The sequence below is a fragment of the Dickeya lacustris genome (assembly GCF_029635795.1).
GTDB classification, from domain to species: Bacteria; Pseudomonadota; Gammaproteobacteria; order Enterobacterales; family Enterobacteriaceae; genus Dickeya; species Dickeya lacustris.
Genome location: NZ_CP114280.1, coordinates 3,496,071 through 3,515,092, shown reverse-complemented (window position 1 = coordinate 3,515,092; position 19,022 = coordinate 3,496,071). Strand labels below are relative to the sequence as shown.

12 protein-coding genes, 1 rRNA gene and 2 pseudogenes are annotated in these 19,022 nt (G+C 52.7%); 13 read left to right on the top strand and 2 right to left on the bottom strand.

Going from position 1 to position 19,022, the window contains the following annotated elements:
- Nucleotides 1–129 precede the first annotated feature (129 nt).
- The 9 genes and pseudogenes from proX (at nt 130) to O1Q98_RS15795 (ending at nt 11,296) form a co-directional block, all read left to right on the top strand.
- On the top strand, nt 130–1,158 hold the full coding sequence (gene proX, locus O1Q98_RS15835; RefSeq protein ID WP_125260442.1) for a glycine betaine/L-proline ABC transporter substrate-binding protein ProX: 1,029 nt from the start codon (nt 130–132) through the stop codon (nt 1,156–1,158).
- Between the two features lie 265 nt (nt 1,159–1,423).
- Complete coding sequence (locus O1Q98_RS15830) at nt 1,424–2,170, top strand: AzlC family ABC transporter permease (protein WP_125260443.1); 747 nt, start codon at nt 1,424–1,426, stop codon at nt 2,168–2,170.
- Nucleotides 2,167–2,520, top strand: coding sequence for an L-valine transporter subunit YgaH (gene ygaH / locus O1Q98_RS15825; protein WP_125260444.1), 354 nt, complete (start codon nt 2,167–2,169; stop codon nt 2,518–2,520). Before O1Q98_RS15830 ends, ygaH begins: the two co-directional genes overlap by 4 nt.
- Before the next feature lie 151 nt (nt 2,521–2,671).
- On the top strand, nt 2,672–3,184 hold the full coding sequence (gene mprA, locus O1Q98_RS15820) for a transcriptional repressor MprA (protein WP_125260445.1): 513 nt from the start codon (nt 2,672–2,674) through the stop codon (nt 3,182–3,184).
- Between the two features lie 167 nt (nt 3,185–3,351).
- Nucleotides 3,352–4,527 carry a multidrug efflux MFS transporter periplasmic adaptor subunit EmrA gene (gene emrA, locus O1Q98_RS15815; protein WP_125260446.1) on the top strand — a complete coding sequence of 392 codons (1,176 nt, stop codon included), beginning with the start codon at nt 3,352–3,354 and terminating at the stop codon, nt 4,525–4,527.
- Between the two features lie 17 nt (nt 4,528–4,544).
- Complete coding sequence (gene emrB / locus O1Q98_RS15810) at nt 4,545–6,077, top strand: multidrug efflux MFS transporter permease subunit EmrB (protein ID WP_125260447.1); 1,533 nt, start codon at nt 4,545–4,547, stop codon at nt 6,075–6,077.
- A 147-nt stretch (nt 6,078–6,224) separates the two neighbouring features.
- Nucleotides 6,225–6,626 (top strand): annotated as a pseudogene (locus O1Q98_RS15805) (transposase domain-containing protein); the annotation flags it as partial.
- Between the two features lie 555 nt (nt 6,627–7,181).
- Nucleotides 7,182–9,902, top strand: a complete 2,721-nt coding sequence (locus tag O1Q98_RS15800; RefSeq protein WP_125260449.1) for an ankyrin repeat domain-containing protein — start codon at nt 7,182–7,184, stop codon at nt 9,900–9,902.
- A gap of 243 nt (nt 9,903–10,145) precedes the next feature.
- Nucleotides 10,146–11,296, top strand: a pseudogene (locus tag O1Q98_RS15795) (IS256 family transposase).
- Nucleotides 11,297–11,409: 113 nt separating this feature from the next.
- Here O1Q98_RS15795 and O1Q98_RS15790 read toward each other — a convergent pair.
- On the bottom strand, nt 11,410–12,495 hold the full coding sequence (locus O1Q98_RS15790; RefSeq protein ID WP_125260450.1) for a tRNA/rRNA methyltransferase: 1,086 nt from the start codon (nt 12,493–12,495) through the stop codon (nt 11,410–11,412).
- Nucleotides 12,496–12,735: 240 nt separating this feature from the next.
- Between O1Q98_RS15790 and trxC the strand changes: the two genes are divergently transcribed.
- The 4 genes from trxC to pssA all read left to right on the top strand — a co-directional run bounded on the left by trxC (nt 12,736) and on the right by pssA (nt 18,216).
- Nucleotides 12,736–13,161, top strand: a complete 426-nt coding sequence (trxC, locus tag O1Q98_RS15785) for a thioredoxin TrxC (RefSeq protein WP_125260451.1) — start codon at nt 12,736–12,738, stop codon at nt 13,159–13,161.
- A gap of 90 nt (nt 13,162–13,251) precedes the next feature.
- Nucleotides 13,252–13,968, top strand: coding sequence for a tRNA-uridine aminocarboxypropyltransferase (locus tag O1Q98_RS15780; protein ID WP_125260452.1), 717 nt, complete (start codon nt 13,252–13,254; stop codon nt 13,966–13,968).
- A gap of 71 nt (nt 13,969–14,039) precedes the next feature.
- Nucleotides 14,040–16,697, top strand: a complete 2,658-nt coding sequence (locus O1Q98_RS15775; protein ID WP_125260453.1) for a bifunctional acetate--CoA ligase family protein/GNAT family N-acetyltransferase — start codon at nt 14,040–14,042, stop codon at nt 16,695–16,697.
- Between the two features lie 163 nt (nt 16,698–16,860).
- Nucleotides 16,861–18,216, top strand: coding sequence for a CDP-diacylglycerol--serine O-phosphatidyltransferase (gene pssA, locus O1Q98_RS15770; protein ID WP_125260460.1), 1,356 nt, complete (start codon nt 16,861–16,863; stop codon nt 18,214–18,216).
- A gap of 657 nt (nt 18,217–18,873) precedes the next feature.
- Here the strand turns inward: pssA and rrf are convergent.
- Nucleotides 18,874–18,989 (bottom strand): 5S ribosomal RNA (rrf, locus tag O1Q98_RS15765).
- Nucleotides 18,990–19,022 lie beyond the last annotated feature (33 nt).

Sequence of the window (19,022 nt, the reverse complement as noted above, 5' to 3'; positions counted from 1 at the left end):
TTATTCGCCATGCCGGGCACGGCTTACGCCGTTACACGCAATTCCGTCACAAACAATGCCGTTACAAACAATGCCATCACAAACAATGCAGTCACAAATAATGCAGTCACAAATAATTAAGGAGAGAGCATGCACTCAATCAAGATAGCAGCGCTGACACTGGCGATGCTCCTCAACGGCAACCTGTTCGCGGCACCGAGCGCGAAGACGCCAGCCGATAGCGCCACCTCGCTTCCCGGCCAGGGCATTACGGTCAAACCGATACAAAGTACGCTCGCAGAAGAGACATTTCAGACGCTGCTGGTCAGCAAAGCGCTGGAAAAACTGGGCTATCGTGTAGAAAAGCCGAGCGAAGTGGATTACAACGTCGGCTATGCCTCCCTCGCCCACGGTGATGCCACATTCACCGCAACCAACTGGCAACCGCTGCATGATGATATGTACCAGGCGGCAGGCGGCGATGCCGTCTTCTCTCGCCACGGTGTCTATGTGGCGGGTGCGGCACAAGGCTATCTTATCGATAAGAAAACCGCCGAGCAGTACCACATTACCCGACTCGATGATCTCAAAGACCCCAGGCTGGCCGCGCTTTTTGATGCCAACGGCGATGGCAAAGCCGACCTGACCGGCTGCAACCCCGGCTGGGGCTGCGAAAGCGTTATCAACCATCAGATTCAGGCCTACGGCCTTAGCAACCACGTCAACCACAATCAGGGCAATTACGCAGCCCTGATGGCCGATACCATTGGCCGCTATAAACAGGGTAAACCGATTCTTTATTACACCTGGACGCCATATTGGGTCAGTGATGTGTTAGTGCCGGGCCGCGATGTGGTGTGGCTGCAAGTCCCGTTCTCTTCGCTGCCGGGCGCACAGAACACCACGCAAACCGCGCTACCCGGCGGGGCCAATTATGGTTTTCCGGTCAGCCAGATGCGTATCGTCGCCAATAAAGCATGGGCGCAAAACAATCCGGCCGCCGCCGCGTTGTTTGCCAGCATGACCCTGCCGCTGGCTGATGTGAACGCTCAAAACCTGCGCATGCATCAGGGCGAGTCTTCTCAACATGACATTGAGCGCCACGTTGACGGTTGGATAGCCGCGCATCAGGCGCTGTTTGACCGCTGGATAGCGCACGCACGCGCCGCTGCGCAATAACACTCGGGGTAAAGGGCATCAGGGGCGTGCAACACCAGACAGCAGCACGCCACCGATACATTTTTCAGATGGACTGATAAAATAACTGATTATTTTTAAGTGAATTTATAAGATAAATTGCTGGATTCTGTGGCGTGACTGTTCAATACTAAACTACTTAGCCAGCTTTAACAGTAAGTTAACACTGTCATCATGCCGTTTCGCCCTCATCGCCCGCGAAACAGGTCATGATGATGTTTTCATGTGAAGGACAGACCCAGATACCGTGAAATCGCCCTCTTCCAACCCGGCATCCCCAGCGTCAGCGACTGAAGCCTCATTTGCCGGTGGTGTGTTTGACAGTCTCCCCATCGTCATTGGCTACGTTCCCGTTGCCTTTGCGTTCGGGCTCAATGCGGTGAAGCTCGGTTTCACACCGCTGGAGGCGATTTTTCTTTCCTGCATTATTTATGCCGGAGCCAGCCAGTTCGTCATTACCGCGCTTCTGAGCGCCGGTGCTTCGCTGTGGGTTGCTGCGCTTACGGTTATGGCGATGGATATACGTCACGTACTCTACGGCCCCTCGCTGCGCCAGCGCATCACCCAGCGTCTGCCAACCGGCAAAACGCCGTGGTGGGCCTTCGGTTTGACGGATGAAGTTTTTGCCGCCGCCACCGCTAAACTCTCACGCCGTCACTCTGGCTGGAGCGAAGCGTGGATGCTGGGCGTGGCCCTTTGCGCCTGGCTATCCTGGGTGGTGGGAACCGTACTGGGCGCACACTTCGGTAATGGCCCGCTGGCCGCGTTTCCCGCCGTCGAGTCGGCGCTGGCATTTATGTTGCCCGCCCTGTTTCTGAGCTTTCTGCTGTCCTCCTTTCGTCGTCACCAACGCCTGGTTGTTGCCGCCGCACTCGGCGGAGCTTTGCTGGGATTGCTGGCATCATCCATTCCGGCAGCCATCCTGACAGGTATTGGCTGCGGTTGTTTGGCGTCATTAATGCCGCAACGCACAGAAAGGGAAGCGTCATCATGAATACTTCAGTGATATTGATTGGTTTGCTGGTAGGTGCCGCTAATTTTTTATTTCGCTACCTGCCGCTGCACGTCGCTGGCCATCGGGCATCGGGCCGACTGCGCCGAGGGAAAACCGCCTTATTACTCGACAGCATCGGTATTGCCTCTATTTGCGCCTTGCTGGTTGTATCAACCGTGCCGGAAGTATTACGTCATGCAGAACGATTACTGCCAACGCTTGCGGGCTTTGTTCTGCTGACACTGTGTTTTTATAAAACCCGCAGCATCGTGCTCTCAACTCTGTTGGGGGCGTTGTGCTATGGGTTGGTATTCAAGGTGCTGCACATGCTGCTTGCCACAGGCGTTTAAACGGCAAGAGGTTAACGTCACGCTGACGAAAACCAGAGCCGGAGGCGTTTTTTGCCAGCAGTAAATTAAGCACTAATCGACAAGTTTCTCGCATTTACCTAATTAGTAACATTCGTTACTATACTGGTCGTGATTAATGAGGTTGACATCTATGGAAAGTTCCTTCGCCCCAATTGAAGATATGCTACGTATGCGGGCTTCACGCCGCCCTGACTTCCCACTCAAGGAAGTGATGCTGCTGCGTTTGTTTTTACATATGCAAACCAAAATTCTGGAACACCGTAACCAGATGCTCAAAGAACAGGATATTAATGAAACGCTGTTCATGGCACTGATTACGCTTGAGTCACAGGAAAACTATTGTATCCAACCATCAGAATTGAGCGCCGCGTTAGGGTCTTCACGTACCAATGCCACCCGTATTGCCGATGAGCTGGAAAAACGCGGCTGGATTGAGCGGCGGGAAAGCGACAGTGACCGCCGCTGCCTGTATCTGTACATGACCGATAAAGGTAAGGCGTTTCTCGATGAGCTGTTGCCGCCTCAACACCGCAGCCTGCATATTCTTTGCTCGGCGCTTGAAGACAGCGAGCGCGAACAACTGGACGGACTGATGCGTAAACTGTTACTGCGTCTTGACGAAATGGAGCAAAACGGCGTGTAACGCCTGTAGCCGTACCGACAGAAAGCGCTTTATTCACTAACCTGCAAGCCATCATGGTTTGCAGGTTTCGTTGTGTTGGTCACTCGTACCCTCACAACGATTTCGCCATGAACGGCAATCAAAGGCTAAGAAAGGCCGCAAAAAAGAAATGTAATCAGGAGAGTATTATGAGTGCCAACGTGGAAAGTCAGACGCCTTCCGCCACGCCGACGAAAGCCAAAAAGTCGCGTAAAGGGATGCTAACGCTATTAATGATCGTATTTATTTTTATCGGCTGTATCTGGTTTGCGTATTGGTATTTGGTGTTGCAGCACCATCAGGAAACCGACGATGCCTACGTCGCCGGCAATCAGGTGCAGATTATGTCGCAGGTCAGCGGCAGCGTGATTCGCGTCAATGTCGATAACACCGATGTGGTTAAAAAAGGCGATGTGTTGGTCGAACTTGACCCAACTGATGCCGAGCAAGCCTTCGCCCGCGCTCAAACCACGCTCGCCAATAGCGTGCGTCAGGTACATCAACAGATGATCAACGTGCGCCAGTACAAGGCGAATATCGAGCTACAACAAATTGCGCTCGATAAAGCGGTCAATGACCTGAATCGTCGTGAAGTGCTGGGCCGTGCCAATGCGATAGGCCGTGAAGACCTGCAACACGCCCGCGATCAGGTTGCCAGCGCCAGAGCCTCGCTGGAGGCCGCCAAACAGCAATACGCCGCAACACAGGCGTTAGTGTTAAACACGCCGCTGGAACAACAACCGGCTATCGCTCAGGCGGCAACGGATTTACGTAATGCCTGGCTGGCGCTCAAACGCACGCATATCGTCAGCCCGGTCGATGGTTATGTCTCACGTCGCAGCGTGCAGGTGGGTGCCAGAATTGGCAGCACTTCCGCACTGATGGCGGTGGTGCCCGCTGCCCCGTTGTGGGTGGACGCCAATTTTAAAGAAACCCAGTTAGCGAATATGCGTATCGGCCAACCTGTCAGCGTCACCAGCGATTTATATGGCGACACCGTCGTGTATAAAGGCAAAGTGGTCGGGCTCGACATGGGAACCGGCAGTGCGTTCTCTCTGCTTCCGGCACAAAACGCCACGGGCAACTGGATTAAGGTGGTACAGCGCCTGCCGGTGCGCATTGAGCTTGATGCGCGACAATTGGCTGATAACCCGCTGCGTATCGGCTTATCAATGCTGGTTAAGGTTGATACCGCCAACCGTGAAGGCAAAGTGCTGGCCGATACCCCGCGCAATGCGCCTGCTTATCAAAGCGACGCGCTGGAGCTGGATATGACGCCGGTTGATCGGTTGATTAGCAACATCATCAGTGACAATGCGGGCTGAATGCCAGGGAGAGCTGTGTGATAAGAAAACCGCTCGAAGGCATGACGCTGGCGCTGATGACCATCGCGCTATCGTTGGCCACGTTTATGCAGGTGCTAGACTCCACCATCGCTAACGTGGCAATCCCCACAATTGCCGGGAATCTGGGGGCCTCCAACTCACAGGGCACCTGGGTCATCACCTCATTTGGCGTCGCGAATGCCATTTCCATTCCGATAACTGGCTGGCTGGCGAAGCGTTTTGGCGAGATACGGCTGTTTGTCTGGGCTACGGCGCTTTTTACCCTCACCTCCTGGCTGTGCGGTATGTCTACCAGCCTGGAAATGCTTATCGTCTCAAGGATGCTGCAAGGGCTGGTCGCCGGGCCCATCATCCCGTTGTCGCAAAGTTTACTGCTCAACAACTATCCGCCCGCCAAACGCGGCATCGCGCTGGCGCTCTGGTCAATGACAGTGGTTGTCGCGCCGATTTTCGGCCCGATCCTGGGTGGTTTTATCAGCGACAACTATCACTGGGGATGGATTTTCTTCATCAACGTGCCGCTCGGCATTCTGGTGGTGTTGGTCACGCTGCAAACCTTGCGAGGGCGCGAAACGAAAACCGAAATCCGCCCGATTGATAGCATGGGACTGGTGTTGCTGGCCGCCGGTATCGGCAGCCTGCAAATGATGCTGGATAGGGGCAAAGAGCTGGACTGGTTCAACTCCACCGAAATCACGGTGCTGGCTGCCGTGGCGGTGGTGTCGCTGTCGGTGCTGGTGGTGTGGGAGTTGACGGATGACCACCCGGTGGTGGATTTGTCGCTGTTTAAGCTGCGCAATTTCACCATTGGCTGCCTTTGTACCAGTCTCGCGTTCATGCTCTACTTTGGCGCGATAGTCTTGTTGCCGCAGTTGCTTCAGGTGGTGTTTGGCTACACCGCGACCTGGGCGGGCCTCGCCTCCGCTCCCGTCGGCCTGATGCCGGTAATCCTCTCGCCCATCATCGGCAAATTCATGCATAAACTGGATATGCGCCGTCTGGTGACATTCAGCTTTATCATGTATGCCGTCTGTTTCTACTGGCGCGCGTATACCTTTGAACCGGCAATGCATTTCGGCGCATCGGCCTGGCCGCAATTCGTTCAGGGATTTGCTGTCGCCTGCTTCTTTATGCCGCTGACCACCATTACCCTCTCCGGCCTGCCGCCTGAGCGCATGGCCGCAGCGTCAAGCTTGTTTAATTTCGCCCGAACATTAGCCGGTTCGATTGGGACATCAATCACCACCACGCTATGGGAAAGGCGAGAGGCGCTGCATCATGAGCATTTAAGCGAGGTTATCAACCCGTATAATCCGGCAGCCCAGCAAACCTATCAGCAACTTGAAGCGATGGGGATGAGCCAGCAACAGGTGTCCGGCTATCTGGCGCAGCAGGTAACGGCACAGGGGCTGATTATTGGCGCAAATGAGATATTCTGGCTCTCTGCCGGAGTTTTTGTGGTGCTTATCGTGTTGGTCTGGTTTGCCAAACCACCTTTTGGCAGCCATTCTGCCGGTGGCGCACACTGAGTATTTGCCGGGGTTAAGGTGAGTCAACGCTGACAAAAAAATAAGATGGCATACGCCTAATGCCGATCAGTTAAGACAAAAATGATCGGTTGAACGATCCGGCAGCTCTGCAAGAATCCGTAATCTCTCAAGGATTACGGATTTTTTATGCTTCTCAGCCAGGCTTTGGACACCATTCACCAATTTACTCCTCAGGAGTTCGCTGCCCTTTCAGACCTCTTGTCTCCTGAACTTATTGATGAGTGCCTTGCCGATACCGGCGTGGTCACATTACGTAAACGTCGACTTTCTATGGAAATGATGGTCTGGGCAGTGATGGGAATGTCACTTTTTCGTTCCCATTCAATGAACCAGCTCGTGTCTCATCTGGATATTCTGCTGCCGGGGAAGCGACCCTTTGTCGCGCCCAGTGCTGTTGTTCAAGCTCGCTAGCAACTCGGTGAAGACGCCGTCCGGTTAATGTTTGAGAAAACTCAGCGTCTGTGGTTTGAGAAAACGCCCCTGTCTCACTGGAACGAGCTGACGCAGATAGCGGTGGATAGCACGCTATAGCGAACGCCCAGCACCCCATATGAAGAAAGGGCGGAAAGCGTCTCTGCTACGGCCTTCACCCACCCACAGCATCTGCTCTGTGTACATCCGCCACGACAGTGGCGTAACGGTGCTCTTAAACAGGGCAAATTCACCCACTATTAGACAGTACAGTGTATGCCGTTGCGGTTCACGAACATCCCTACGAAGCCAAGGGCTGGGGGATAAGGGGGTATCGTGCGCAATTTTAGTGCTGGAAGAGACACGGGATCCTTTCCAGAAAAGGGAAATCAGGTTTATTAGACCACTACAGGTCAGCATTTTATGCCGAGGAAGTGATCAATACATTTCACACTTATCGGCCACGTAGCGTTTTGATCCGGTTCAGTTGCATGATGCGACCTACACGATTTTTACCGCAGGCTTCATCGATTTCGCTCAGGTCACTATGAACCCGACGACACGCCTCCTTTACAGTCGGACAGCGGGGGGATACGAGCGTTTTCAGAGACTCAATTACTCGATATAGCCAGAATAACCGTGATATCAAACCACTATGGGGATAAGCACAACATGAGCACCTTGCCACGAACCGAAGCACTCTTGCTGGAAATTCATCAAAGCCTTGGCTGTCGGGGTTATCAGACAACCAGGAAAACTAAATTCGCGACCGGACAGATGAGCCTTAAAGCTTATGAGGAAATGGGTAAAGAAATCCTTCACGACATTTTAGACGCGCTGAATCTGGATCCACTGGCGCAGAAAGATGCCATTAACAACCTGATGGAATTTGCGAACGCCCACAAGTACCTCCAGCAGAACACATGGACCTTCGCCGCCGACCAACGCCAGATTCTCTGGATGATGCTGACACATTTCTACGTGCCAAGCCTGGCACGCCGTGTCGGCTTCTGGAGCCTTGAAGAAGTGCTTGATACAGGCATGCCGGGTGGGCATTTCTGGTATTTGCCGGAGCCTTGCGAAATGGATGGCAAGACATGCGTGTCTATGCCGGTAACTCAGGTTATAGATTGGTTGTTGGATCTGCTGGGTATGCCGCTAGAGACGTTTGCGGATCAGCAAAGTGAAGCAAGAGTGAACAGCGATGACAGTCTGCGTCGCTCCTTATATTACTGGCGTAGTGGAACCACCATTCGCCCTGAAACCATCAACAAGCACTTCTCTGACGAGGCAAACCTGCGTTTTGACGGAGCAATATCGCTCTGCCACAATTCTCCACCTTCTGAGCAGTTCCTCAAAGTTCGGGATTTTGTCGAAAAGAAGGGACTGACTGCTGATAAATTGCGACTGGAAATCCCAATGACTCACCCCGGAAGGATAGAGGCCATTTTGGCCGGGCAGGCAGATGAGGACGAGCAGATGACCTTCGTCAAGCACATCGCAGCTCGTTATGCGCCACCGCAAGCCAAAACTATCCGCCAGCGCTTGTTACTCGCCCGGATGGTACAGGATGGTTATGTCCGTCTACTCAAGTTTCTCTGCCCCGGGGTTGACCGGCTGAGTGCAGACCCTCAGCAAAACAAATTACTGCAACTGTGCGCCCTCTATAAGTCTGTTTACAACTTGACGATCGCTGCATGGCGAAACTGTGCAGAACAGGGGGAAAACGCTGAAAATGCCTGGTTTGAGGCACATCTGCCAGCATTGGGGAACCTTGACGTCTTCCTTTCAATCCTTCCTTCTCGTCGTGAAATTGCAAACCATGTACTGGCGGAGTTACTGACCGATCACTTCTGCCGTCTAGAACCTGAAGCGATGCTTGAAGATCACTGGGGAGTCGATGAGACGTCCACTGCTTCTATTCTTCAAAGAGAAATGGAGCGCACCAAAACCGAGGTTGACGAGATAAAAGCCATCGGCTTTCTGATTGATAGGATGAGCACTTCATCCCCCTGGCGCATCTTGCAAACTGAGCATCGGTATTCGGTCGTCAATAAGGTCGTGCAGCGTTCAACCCTTAGCCTGCCTGCCAGAGAAGCAGCCATCAAACGTTTACGGGAACTGGCGACGACTCCCTCTGAAATGGTTCAGGCTATTTTGTGGGAAATTGACAGTTATCTGAATGGTGAGAACAAACAAAGGCCAAAAGACACGATGGCCAGAGTTAACGCTTTACTCAATGAAGCACAGAGCAACTCAGGTTATGCGTTATGGCAAGCGCCTCTTTTGCAATACAAAGCCAAGCACCTGTTGGCCAGTAATGATTTTGACGGTGCGGCCAGGCTGTTCAGAGAGGCGATGAATGCAACTATGGTGCGGAATTATGGCCCTTTGCGGGGTGAAATTGCACGGGATATTCTGGCCGTAGAGCTTGCCAACCAGAAATTAATTCCTAATAACCATGAAACATACTATCGGGCGATGATGAACGCAGGAATGATGGCCAAGTGCGATGTAATACCCTCTATCGAGGAAACCGCACGCTGGGCATCAAATTACTTTTGGCATGACCTGTACAAACCCTACCCCGGCATTAAGGCTGAAGTACCGCGTGTGAAAAGTACGATAGCGCAGTTGTTTAAACAGCTATGGCCCCTGTTTCAGGCTGGCGATCACCTCGGTTTGCAACAGTGGATCAAAGCCAATCGTCCATTACTAAAATCTAACCTACCAGATGTAGACGGGAATTCGGTCTTGATGATGCTTATCAAAATACATTCTCAGTTTGTGCAGAATATCCCCATGATGAAGGAAAGGGTTTCGCGCGAGCAGCAAAGCGAAATAGACCGGTTCGAAGCCATGCTGGAGAATTGGCGAGTATTTATTGGGCAACTGGCCAAGGAGAGCCCTAAGCAACTCAACATCCCTGATATTAAAGGGCAAACCCCGTTGATGCTGATAGCAGAAGAAGGAAATACCAGGCTGGTCGCCCTCATGCTGGAAGCAGGAGCCAATCCAGAAATACAAAGTAATAAAGGCATGACTGCGCTACATTCGGCTATCAAATCAGGGGTCGATAGTTGTGTCGATGCACTCCTTGATAACCCCTGTCGCCTCGACCATGTTACCGATGATGGGCGTTCACCACTGCATACCGCAGGCTGGTCTGCCAATTTACATGCGGTCAAACGCTTGTTACAGCTCGCCCCAGGCCTTGTATGGCTACGAGATGCAAAAGGAATGACCCCGCTGGAATTGGTTGAGAACATGATAGAAAAGCCGGAGGTGATACGTCAGCTCAATAATAAGCAGACTCAACATGGACGACGCGGTGTAACCCGGCAAGCGTTGGTGGTGATAGCGAATTTACTTGCACAAGCAGCACTGCTATAGAAACAGAGCAAACCCCACATAGATCGCAGGTCAATCCGCCAATAAAAGCATTTCTTGTCTGATTATGCCTACGACATGAAAATATAAATCAATAAGAAACTACAGCGACCCCTTGATGTGCTTTGCCAGCCAAGGGGCTGCGCCCGCTAGGTTGATAATAAGGTGGCCTTACGAGACTGTAATTAAAATTATGTAATTGCCTATTTTTGATATGTTCACTCCAACAACGGAGACAGGCAAATGATGGGCGAACAGAAACTCAAAGCACTAGCTGCTGAACTGGCTAAAGATCTTAAAAACGAAGCCAACTTCAATACGTTTTGCCGCATGCTGCCGAAGTTAACCATAGAAACCGCGCTCAATGCAGAACTGATCGAGTATCTCGGGTACGAGAAAAATGCCCCGAAATCAGGCTCTAATACCCGAAATGGTTACTCGTCTAAAACCATGTTATGCGACGATGGTGAAATTGAACTGAGCACACCACGTGACCGTGAAAACACCTTCGAACCGCAACGGATAAAGAAACATCAGACCCGCATCACGCAGATGGGTAGCCAGATTTTATCCCTGTACGCCAAAGGCATGACCACGCGGGAAATCGTTGCTACATTCAAAGAAATGTACGATGCCGATGTGTCGCCCACGCTGATATCTAAAGTCACCGATGTGGTTAAAAGCAGGTGACAGAATGGCAAAACCGTCCGTTAGACTCACTGTATCCCATTGTTTATCTTGATTGTATCGTGGTAAAAGTCCGTCATGGCGGCAACATCATCAACAAAGCGGTGTTCCTCGCTCTGGGTATTAACACCGAAGGCCAGAAAGCGCTGCTGGGTATGTGGCTGGCCGAAAACGAAGGTGCGAAGTTCTGGCTAACTGTACTGACGAAGCTTAAAATCGGGGACTTCAGGACATCCTGATTGCCTGCATGGACGGATTGAAGGGCTTCCCGGAGACTATCAACAGCGTCTATCCACAGACACATATCCAGCAGTTCATCATCCACATGGTGTACAACAGCCTGAAATATGTTTCGTGGAAGGATTACAAGGGCGTCACCAGCGTGCTGAAAGCCGTGTATCAGGCCACAACCTAGGAAGCAGCGCTGATGACGCTGGACACGTTCGCGAGCATTACGTTCTTTGGCTACCCGCCGGATATCCGCAAGGCTATCTACACCACCAATACAATCCATCGAGTTGCTGAACAGTGTGATTCGCCAGGCGATAAAGAAACGTAAGGTGTTCCCGATAGATGATTCGGTACGTAAAGTGATTTATCTGACAATATAGTCGGCCTCGACAAAATAAAGTATGCCGATCCAGAATTGGCGGCTGGCAATGAGCCATTTTATTATCGAGTTCGGTGATCGCCTGAGCGATCACCTTTGATGCGGTGACAATTACACAGAATTATGGAGAGGCTCTGTTCAACCGATCATTTTTGTCTTAACTGATCGGTATTAGGCTTATGCCACCTTATTTTTTGATGCAGACATTCACACTTAATCGTGATTCTGTCGCCACCACTGCGCCAGCAGAATACCGGTCGCAACCGAAATGTTCAGGCTTTCCACCTTGCCGGTGCCGTCAATCGAGATCTTCATATCGCCCTGTTGCCAGGCGCTATCTGACAAGCCATCCCCTTCCTGACCAAGCACTATCACCGTTTTGGCCGGTAAGTCAGCTTGAGATAAAGACGTTCCTTTATGGCTGGACGTAGTCACAATGGTGTAACCGGCAGCACGAAACTGCGCCAGCGCTTCAATCAGATTATCTGAATTGATGGCTTTAACATGTTCCGCCCCGCCTTCCGCCGTGCGCACCGCTGCACCGGACTCCAGCATCGCGGCATCACGCACCATCACGCCATTGACGCCAAAATGTGCGCAGCTACGCACAATGCCGCCGAGATTATGCGGGTTGCCAACATCTTCCAGCGCCAGCACGCAATCTGTCTCGCCAGCCGTTTTCAGGTATGTCGCGACATCCAGACCACGGCGTTTTTTGATGATAAAACAGACGCCGCCATGATGCTCCGTCCCAGAGGCTTTCGTCAGTTCAGCATCATCAACCACATGGTATGCTTTGCGATTCGCCGCCATCCAACGCAGCGTTTCACGAAAACGGGGGGTCACTTCCTGTAAAAACCAGCCGCGCACGATCGACTCCGGGCGGCTTAAAAACAGCGCCTGACACGCATTCTCGCCGTACACGCGGGTTTCTTCCGTGCGCTGACGGCGCAACTGCTCAGGGTCTATCTGGCTTTTACCGCTGATGCCGCCGTGATCCGGGATGTCATCCACGGTGCGGGATACGGTCTTCCACGGCGAGTCCATGCGTTCAGACGTCTCACGACGCGCCGGACGCTCACGCCGCTCAGATTCACCGCGCCATTTCGCGCCGCCGCCGCTATTGTCTCGCCCGCCACGTGCGCCGCCATCGCGCCCTTTATGGTGGGAACGGTTATCGCCATCACCTCGGCGTTTATCCGCAGGCCGCTTTGATTTACTGCTTTTATCGTCCCCATCATCACTGCGGACATACATAACACGGACCTTGCCGCCTTTCCCACCTAATGTATCGCTCATCTCGTTCTCCCCCTGGACGCAGGGCGCGAAGATTACCCTATGTCCACTCGGTTAGCTACCGGCCCGATCATAAAAGTTCCACACTATTATAACCATTGGGTAAAACACGTTGTCGCAAGAGCCTGGCCTCACCATACTGACGCTGATTCGCAGCCTGCATTGCTGCTGATGGCTCTATTTGCAGCGCTCAGGCATTCACTGTACCGGTTTTGTTCCGCTTTTGTTATTCGAGGTTTGTTTATGAATACGGTATGTTCGTCTTGCCATGCCACTAACCGCCTGCCGGAAAACGCCGCGCCAAACTATTCACATGCCAAATGCGGGCGCTGTGGCGAGGCGCTCTTTAGCGGCGAAGTCATCAACGCGACAGAAAAAACATTGGATAAACTGCTGCAAGACTCCTTGCCGGTGGTGGTCGATTTTTGGGCGCCCTGGTGCGGGCCCTGCGTAAATTTCGCACCGATTTTTGAAGACGTCGCCCTCGATAACGGCGAAAAAATCCGTTTTATCAAAGTCAATACAGAAGATGAGCCGGAACTCAGCGCGCGCTTTCGGATTCGTAGCATTCCAACCATTATGCTGTTCCGCCAGGGGCAACTTGTCGATATGCTCAGTGGCGCATTACCTAAACCGCAGTTTGAAAGCTGGCTGGCCGAATCACTGTAACGCCGTCAGTAATAAGAAGGGTCGCCGCATCACACGGGGCTTCTGCCGGGCAGTGCTGTCGTTTAGAATACCGCTTTTTGGCGGAATATCATGACCGGTAACGCTGTCCTGCGTCTGCGCCAGCAGCGCCTTGCTCTCTCTACCCGACCCTTTCGCGCCCGAGGCAGCCGCGTTATCCGCTGCCAGCGCTGCCTGCTTCCGCATGTTCATTGCCTGTGCGAAACACTCTCGCCAAGCGCCGCTCGCAGCCGTTTTTGTCTGGTGATGTTTGATACCGAGCCGATGAAACCGAGCAACACCGGCAGGCTGATTGCCGATATCCTGCCGGATACCGATGCGTTTTTATGGTCACGCACCGCGCCCGATGCCGCGTTATTGCAGCTATTACAAAACGAAGATTATCAGCCCTGGCTGGTTTTTCTGGCCGATGGCGATGAACCGGGCCGAGAGGTTCATCACCATCTGCCCGCAGGCGGCAAACCACCACTATTTGTCATGCTGGATGGCACCTGGCCGGAAGCCCGCAAAATGTTTCGCAAAAGCCCCTATCTTGATGCGCTTCCTATTCTGTCTCTGAGCGTTGAGGCGCTCTCTTGCTACCAGTTGCGTGAAGCGAGCATGGCCGGGCAGCACTGTACTGCCGAAATCGCCATCGCACTGCTGCAACAAGCCGGGGATGAAAACGCCGCCAGTGCACTGGCCGGTCATTTTGACCGCTTTCGTCAACACTATCTGGCAGGCAAGGCCCATCACGCAAAAAAGAAAATTTCACCGACGGTCACAGCGCAAACGCCAACAGACGTCTAACATCCATCTGATCTCTTTTTTCAGTATCAGATAACGACAGGGCATAAAGCGCCGCCCAACAGGAGTCGCGGATGAGTCAGCGTGGATTAGAAGCATTGTTACGCCCCCGTACTATTGCCGTTGTCGGCGCGTCGGAAAAACCGGGGCGCGCAGGATTCCTGATGATGCGTAACCTGCTTGATGGCGGTTTCAACGGCCCGGTGCTGCCCGTCACGCCCAAGTATCGCGCGGTGTGCGGCGTACTGGCTTATGCCAATGTCGCCAGCCTGCCGATGACACCGGATCTCGCCGTCATTTGTACTCGCGCTGAACGCAATCTGGTGCTGCTTGAAGAGTTGGGCAAGCGCGGCTGCAAAACCGTCATCGTGCTCTCTGCACCACCGTCGCAATTTCAGGCGTTAAAAACCTGTGCCGCCGGTTATGCAATGCGACTGCTCGGGCCAAACAGTCTCGGCCTGCTGGCTCCCTGGCAGGGGCTGAACGCCAGTTTTTCACCGGTGCCGATTCTCAAAGGCAAGCTGGCCTTTATCTCCCAGTCGGCTGCGGTGTCAAATACCGTACTGGACTGGGCACAGCAGCGCGGTATCGGTTTTTCCTATTTTATTGCCCTTGGCGACAGCATCGATATCGATGTCGATGACCTGCTCGACTTTCTGGCGCGCGATGGTAAAACCAGCGCGATTTTGCTGCATCTTGAACACATCAGCGATGCAAGACGCTTTTTATCGTCCTCACGTAGCGCATCACGCAATAAACCGATACTGGTTATCAAAAGCGGTCGCAGCCAACAGGCGCAACAACTGCTGCACGGCGGAGAGCATGGGATGGATGCCGCTTACGATGCGGCCATTCAGCGCGCCGGGCTACTGCGTGTGCAGGATACCCACGAACTGTTCTCTGCGGTAGAGACCCTAAGCCACCTGCGTCCATTACGCGGAGAACGGCTGCTGATAGTCAGTAATGGCGCATCGCCAGCCGCACAGTCACTTGACCAGCTCATCGCCAGACAAGGCAAACTTGCCACCTTGAGCGAAGAGACCCGTCAGGCGCTTCGCGCGGTATTACCCGAGACCGTCACTATCAGTAACCCGCTGGATTTATGCGATGATGCAACGCCCGCACGCTATCAGGCCGCATTTTCTGCCCTGCTCGACAGCGACGATTATGATGCGCTGCTGCTGATTCACGCCCCCAGCGCCGCTGCACCCGGCACAGAGAGCGCACAGAGCATCATTCAACTTCTGCACCAGCACCCGCGTGGTAAGCGCATCACGTTGCTGACGAACTGGTGCGGCGAATTCTCCTCGCTTGAGGCGAGGCGGCTATTTAACGACGCAGGCATCCCGACCTACCGCACTCCAGAAGGCGCGGTAACGGCGTTTATGCACATCGTCGAGTATCGTCGTAACCAGAAACAGCTCAAAGAAACCCCTGCGCTGCCGCCAGATTTGAGCGCCAATGCCACACAGGCTCATCAGTTAATCAGCCTGGCATTGCAAGAAGGCGCAACCCAGCTCGACACCCATGAAGTACAGCCTATTTTGCACGCCTATGGCTTGAATACCTTGCCCACCTGGATTGCCAGCGACAGCACGGAGGCGGTGTATATTGCAGAAAAAATTGGCTACCCCGTCGCGCTGAAGCTGCGTTCACCGGATATTGCGCATAAATCGGAAATTCAAGGGGTGATGCTTTATCTGCAAAACGCCAAGGAGGTGCAACTGGCGGCGGAGGCGATTCTCGAACGAGTACGACAGAGCCACCCGCAGGCACGCATTGATGGGTTATTAGTGCAAGGTATGGCAAACCGAACCGGCGCACTGGAACTGCGCATTGCCGTCGAGCAAGATGCCATTTTCGGCCCCATCATCTTACTCGGAGAAGGGGGGACACAGTGGCACCGGGAAACACAGGCCGCAGTAGCGCTGCCACCGCTCAATATGGCGCTCGCGCGTTACCTGATAGTCCAGGCGCTGAAAAGCGGCAAGATACGCAGCCGCAACGCGCTAAAGCCACTCGATATAGCCGCATTCAGTCGCCTGCTGGTACAGGTTTCCAACCTGATTCTGGATTGCCCGGAAATTACGCGATTGGATATTCACCCACTGCTGGCAAATGGGGCTGAGTTCACGCTGCTGGACGTCACACTGCATCTGGCCGCCTTTCAGGGCGACCCGCAATCTCGCCTCTCCATTCGTCCTTACCCGCAAGAGCTTGAAGAACGCGTGCAGTTAAAAGACGAAACAACCTGCCTGTTTCGCCCCATCCTGCCTGAAGACGAACCATTGCTGGAGCGCTTTATCAGCAAAGTCACCCGAGAAGATCTCTACTATCGTTATTTCAGCGAAATCAGTGAATTTACCCACGAAGATTTGGCAAATATGACGCAGATTGACTATGACCGCGAAATGGCGTTTATCGCCCTGCGGCCAGATGCCGAAGGCAACCATGAAATCCTCGGCGTGACTCGTGCCATTGCCGACCCGGATAACACCAGCGCAGAATTCGCCGTATTGGTTCGCTCGGACTTAAAAGGGTTAGGGCTTGGTAGAAAATTACTCACCAAGCTGATTGATTACGCCCGGACACACGGGCTTCATCGGCTCAACGGCATCACCATGCCGCACAATCAGGGCATGATTACACTGGCGAAAAAGTTGGGGTTTCATGTAGATGTTCAACTGGAAGACGGAATTGTCACTCTGGAATTGCCGCTCTTCACACCATAAAACACCAAATAAAAGCGTCTGGATGCGGGCAAGATCTCGTCACAAGCAGCAAAACCTGCTCACAACGCCCGCCAAGTAATGGTATTATCACCCGATTCGGCTATGCCTTAACGTTTATCATGACCCGTTGGTCATCCTACGATGAGAGAAGAATCGCACTGTGATGTTGTCAAAACTCAAGCGAATCAAATATCAACAACACCTTGCACAACTGCCTAAGATCCCTCAGTCTGCCGATGACGTACAGACGTTGCACAGCCCGGCGCTTTTCCGTACCACGCTGACAGAACGGATTCTTCAGGCCAAAAAACGTGTCTACGTGGTGGCGTTGTATTTAGAACATGATGATGGCGGCGAAGCTATCTTATCTGCACTGTATCAGGCTAAACGTCTGTGCCCATCGCTGGACATTGCGGTGCTGGTTGACTGGCATCGCGCGCAGCGCGGGCGTATCGGAGCCGCCGCCGCGAGCACGAATGCAGACTGGTATCATGAAATGGCCCAACGGCATAATGACGCGGTGGTGCCGGTCTATGGCATTCCGGTCAATACCCGTGAAGCTCTCGGTGTGCTGCACCTGAAAGGGTTCATCATTGACGATACCGTGCTCTATAGTGGTGCCAGCCTGAATGATGTTTATCTACATCAACATGATAAATACCGTTATGACCGCTATCAGCTCATCACCAATGCGACGCTGACTGATGTGATGGCGCGCTATGTACAAGACTTATTAACCGCACCCGCCGTACAGCGACTGGATAACCCACACCGCCCTAAAACGGTGGAAATTAAAAATGCTATCCGCCAGTTTCGCCATGCACTGAGGACAACAACCTATTTACCGCCAGACCTCGGTAATAATAATCATCAACTGACGGTCACACCGCTGGTTGGGTTGGGTAAACAGAGCCCGCTTAATCAAACAATTCATCATCTGATGTATTGCACAGAGCAGCGTCTGGTGATGTGTACGCCGTATTTCAATCTCCCCGCGTTGCTGGTGCGTAACGTGATTCGCCTGCTGAGAAACGGCAAACAGATTGAAATTATTATTGGCGATAAAACGGCAAATGACTTTTTTATTCCAGAAGATCAACCTTTTAGAATTATTGGTGTATTACCTTATCTGTATGAAACCAATTTACGCCGCTTCATGAGTCGGTTGCAAAAATATATTGATAGCGACCAACTAACGATACGTTTATGGAAAGATGGCGATAATAGCTTCCATTTAAAAGGGATATGGATTGATGAAGAGTGGCAACTGCTGACGGGTAATAACCTTAATCCGCGAGCCTGGCGTCTCGATCTGGAAAATGCCATTCTGATTCACGATCCAGAACAAAAATTGCATAGCCAGCGCCAGCAAGAACTCGAATATATTCGCACTCATACGCAAGTGATGTCACATTATCAGCAATTGCAAAGTATTGCTGATTATCCGATAAAAGTCAGAAAACTGATTCGCCGGTTACGCCGCATTCGTATAGATCGCCTCATCAGCCGAATACTGTAATCATTCGCTGAGAATATATAGCCGGTGTATTAACCGGCTATATTGTTCAACGGCACTAATCGGCTGAAAATAGAGAATAGTCAGATTGATTGCCCCCAACATGCCGCTTTATCACATCCTCAGATACATCACAGAAATACCCATTTCCGCCGTCTGAGCCTGCACAGAATTATTGAAACTCCGCGTATCCATACGCTGATAACCGATGATGCTTTACCGACAGAGATTCTCAATGGTTTGAGGCACGCAGGTATTGAGGTTTTACTGGTTCCCGCTGACGCCGACTGAAGGGCATTCAGCCCAACGCAAACTGACGTATTGATAAGGTTTCTGCAAGGGTGACACAAAAGCCGGTCTGAAACCCAATAGACCGGCTTTAACAAACGGTAGATGGTTCAGGCACAGGTCAGGGGCGGCTCTGGCAAGCTTTGCGTCCCCCAACCATCTGCTTCTGAGCAATGATGGGTTGGTGTTTCGATAGCACCGGGCGAGACAAGCGAGCGGGGTGTCAGCACAGGGCGCGTGGTTTCATGCCTGACCGTGTGTTACGGTGCAGCATACATACAGCGTGCCGGGCCCCCATTGCCCCACCCCCGCATAAACCGCACCCAAAACAAAAGGCCCGGTCTTTCGACCGGGCCCTTCGCCTTATTTAATGCCTGGCAGTTCCCTACTCTCGCATGGGGAGACCCCACACTACCATCGGCGCTACGGCGTTTCACTTCTGAGTTCGGCATGGGGTCAGGTGGGACCACCGCGCTGTCGCCGCCAGGCAAATTCTTTTTATTCCGGCCGTTATGCTCCGC

Coding starts and splice junctions, on each gene's coding strand:
- proX (WP_125260442.1), top strand. CDS start 130: ATGCACTCAATCAAGATAGCAGCGCTGACACTGGCGATGCTCCTCAAC.
- emrA (WP_125260446.1), top strand. CDS start 3,352: ATGAGTGCCAACGTGGAAAGTCAGACGCCTTCCGCCACGCCGACGAAA.
- O1Q98_RS15780 (WP_125260452.1), top strand. CDS start 13,252: ATGACCGGTAACGCTGTCCTGCGTCTGCGCCAGCAGCGCCTTGCTCTC.
- mprA (WP_125260445.1), top strand. CDS start 2,672: ATGGAAAGTTCCTTCGCCCCAATTGAAGATATGCTACGTATGCGGGCT.
- O1Q98_RS15790 (WP_125260450.1), bottom strand. CDS start 12,495: ATGAGCGATACATTAGGTGGGAAAGGCGGCAAGGTCCGTGTTATGTAT.
- ygaH (WP_125260444.1), top strand. CDS start 2,167: ATGAATACTTCAGTGATATTGATTGGTTTGCTGGTAGGTGCCGCTAAT.
- pssA (WP_125260460.1), top strand. CDS start 16,861: ATGTTGTCAAAACTCAAGCGAATCAAATATCAACAACACCTTGCACAA.
- O1Q98_RS15775 (WP_125260453.1), top strand. CDS start 14,040: ATGAGTCAGCGTGGATTAGAAGCATTGTTACGCCCCCGTACTATTGCC.
- trxC (WP_125260451.1), top strand. CDS start 12,736: ATGAATACGGTATGTTCGTCTTGCCATGCCACTAACCGCCTGCCGGAA.
- O1Q98_RS15800 (WP_125260449.1), top strand. CDS start 7,182: ATGAGCACCTTGCCACGAACCGAAGCACTCTTGCTGGAAATTCATCAA.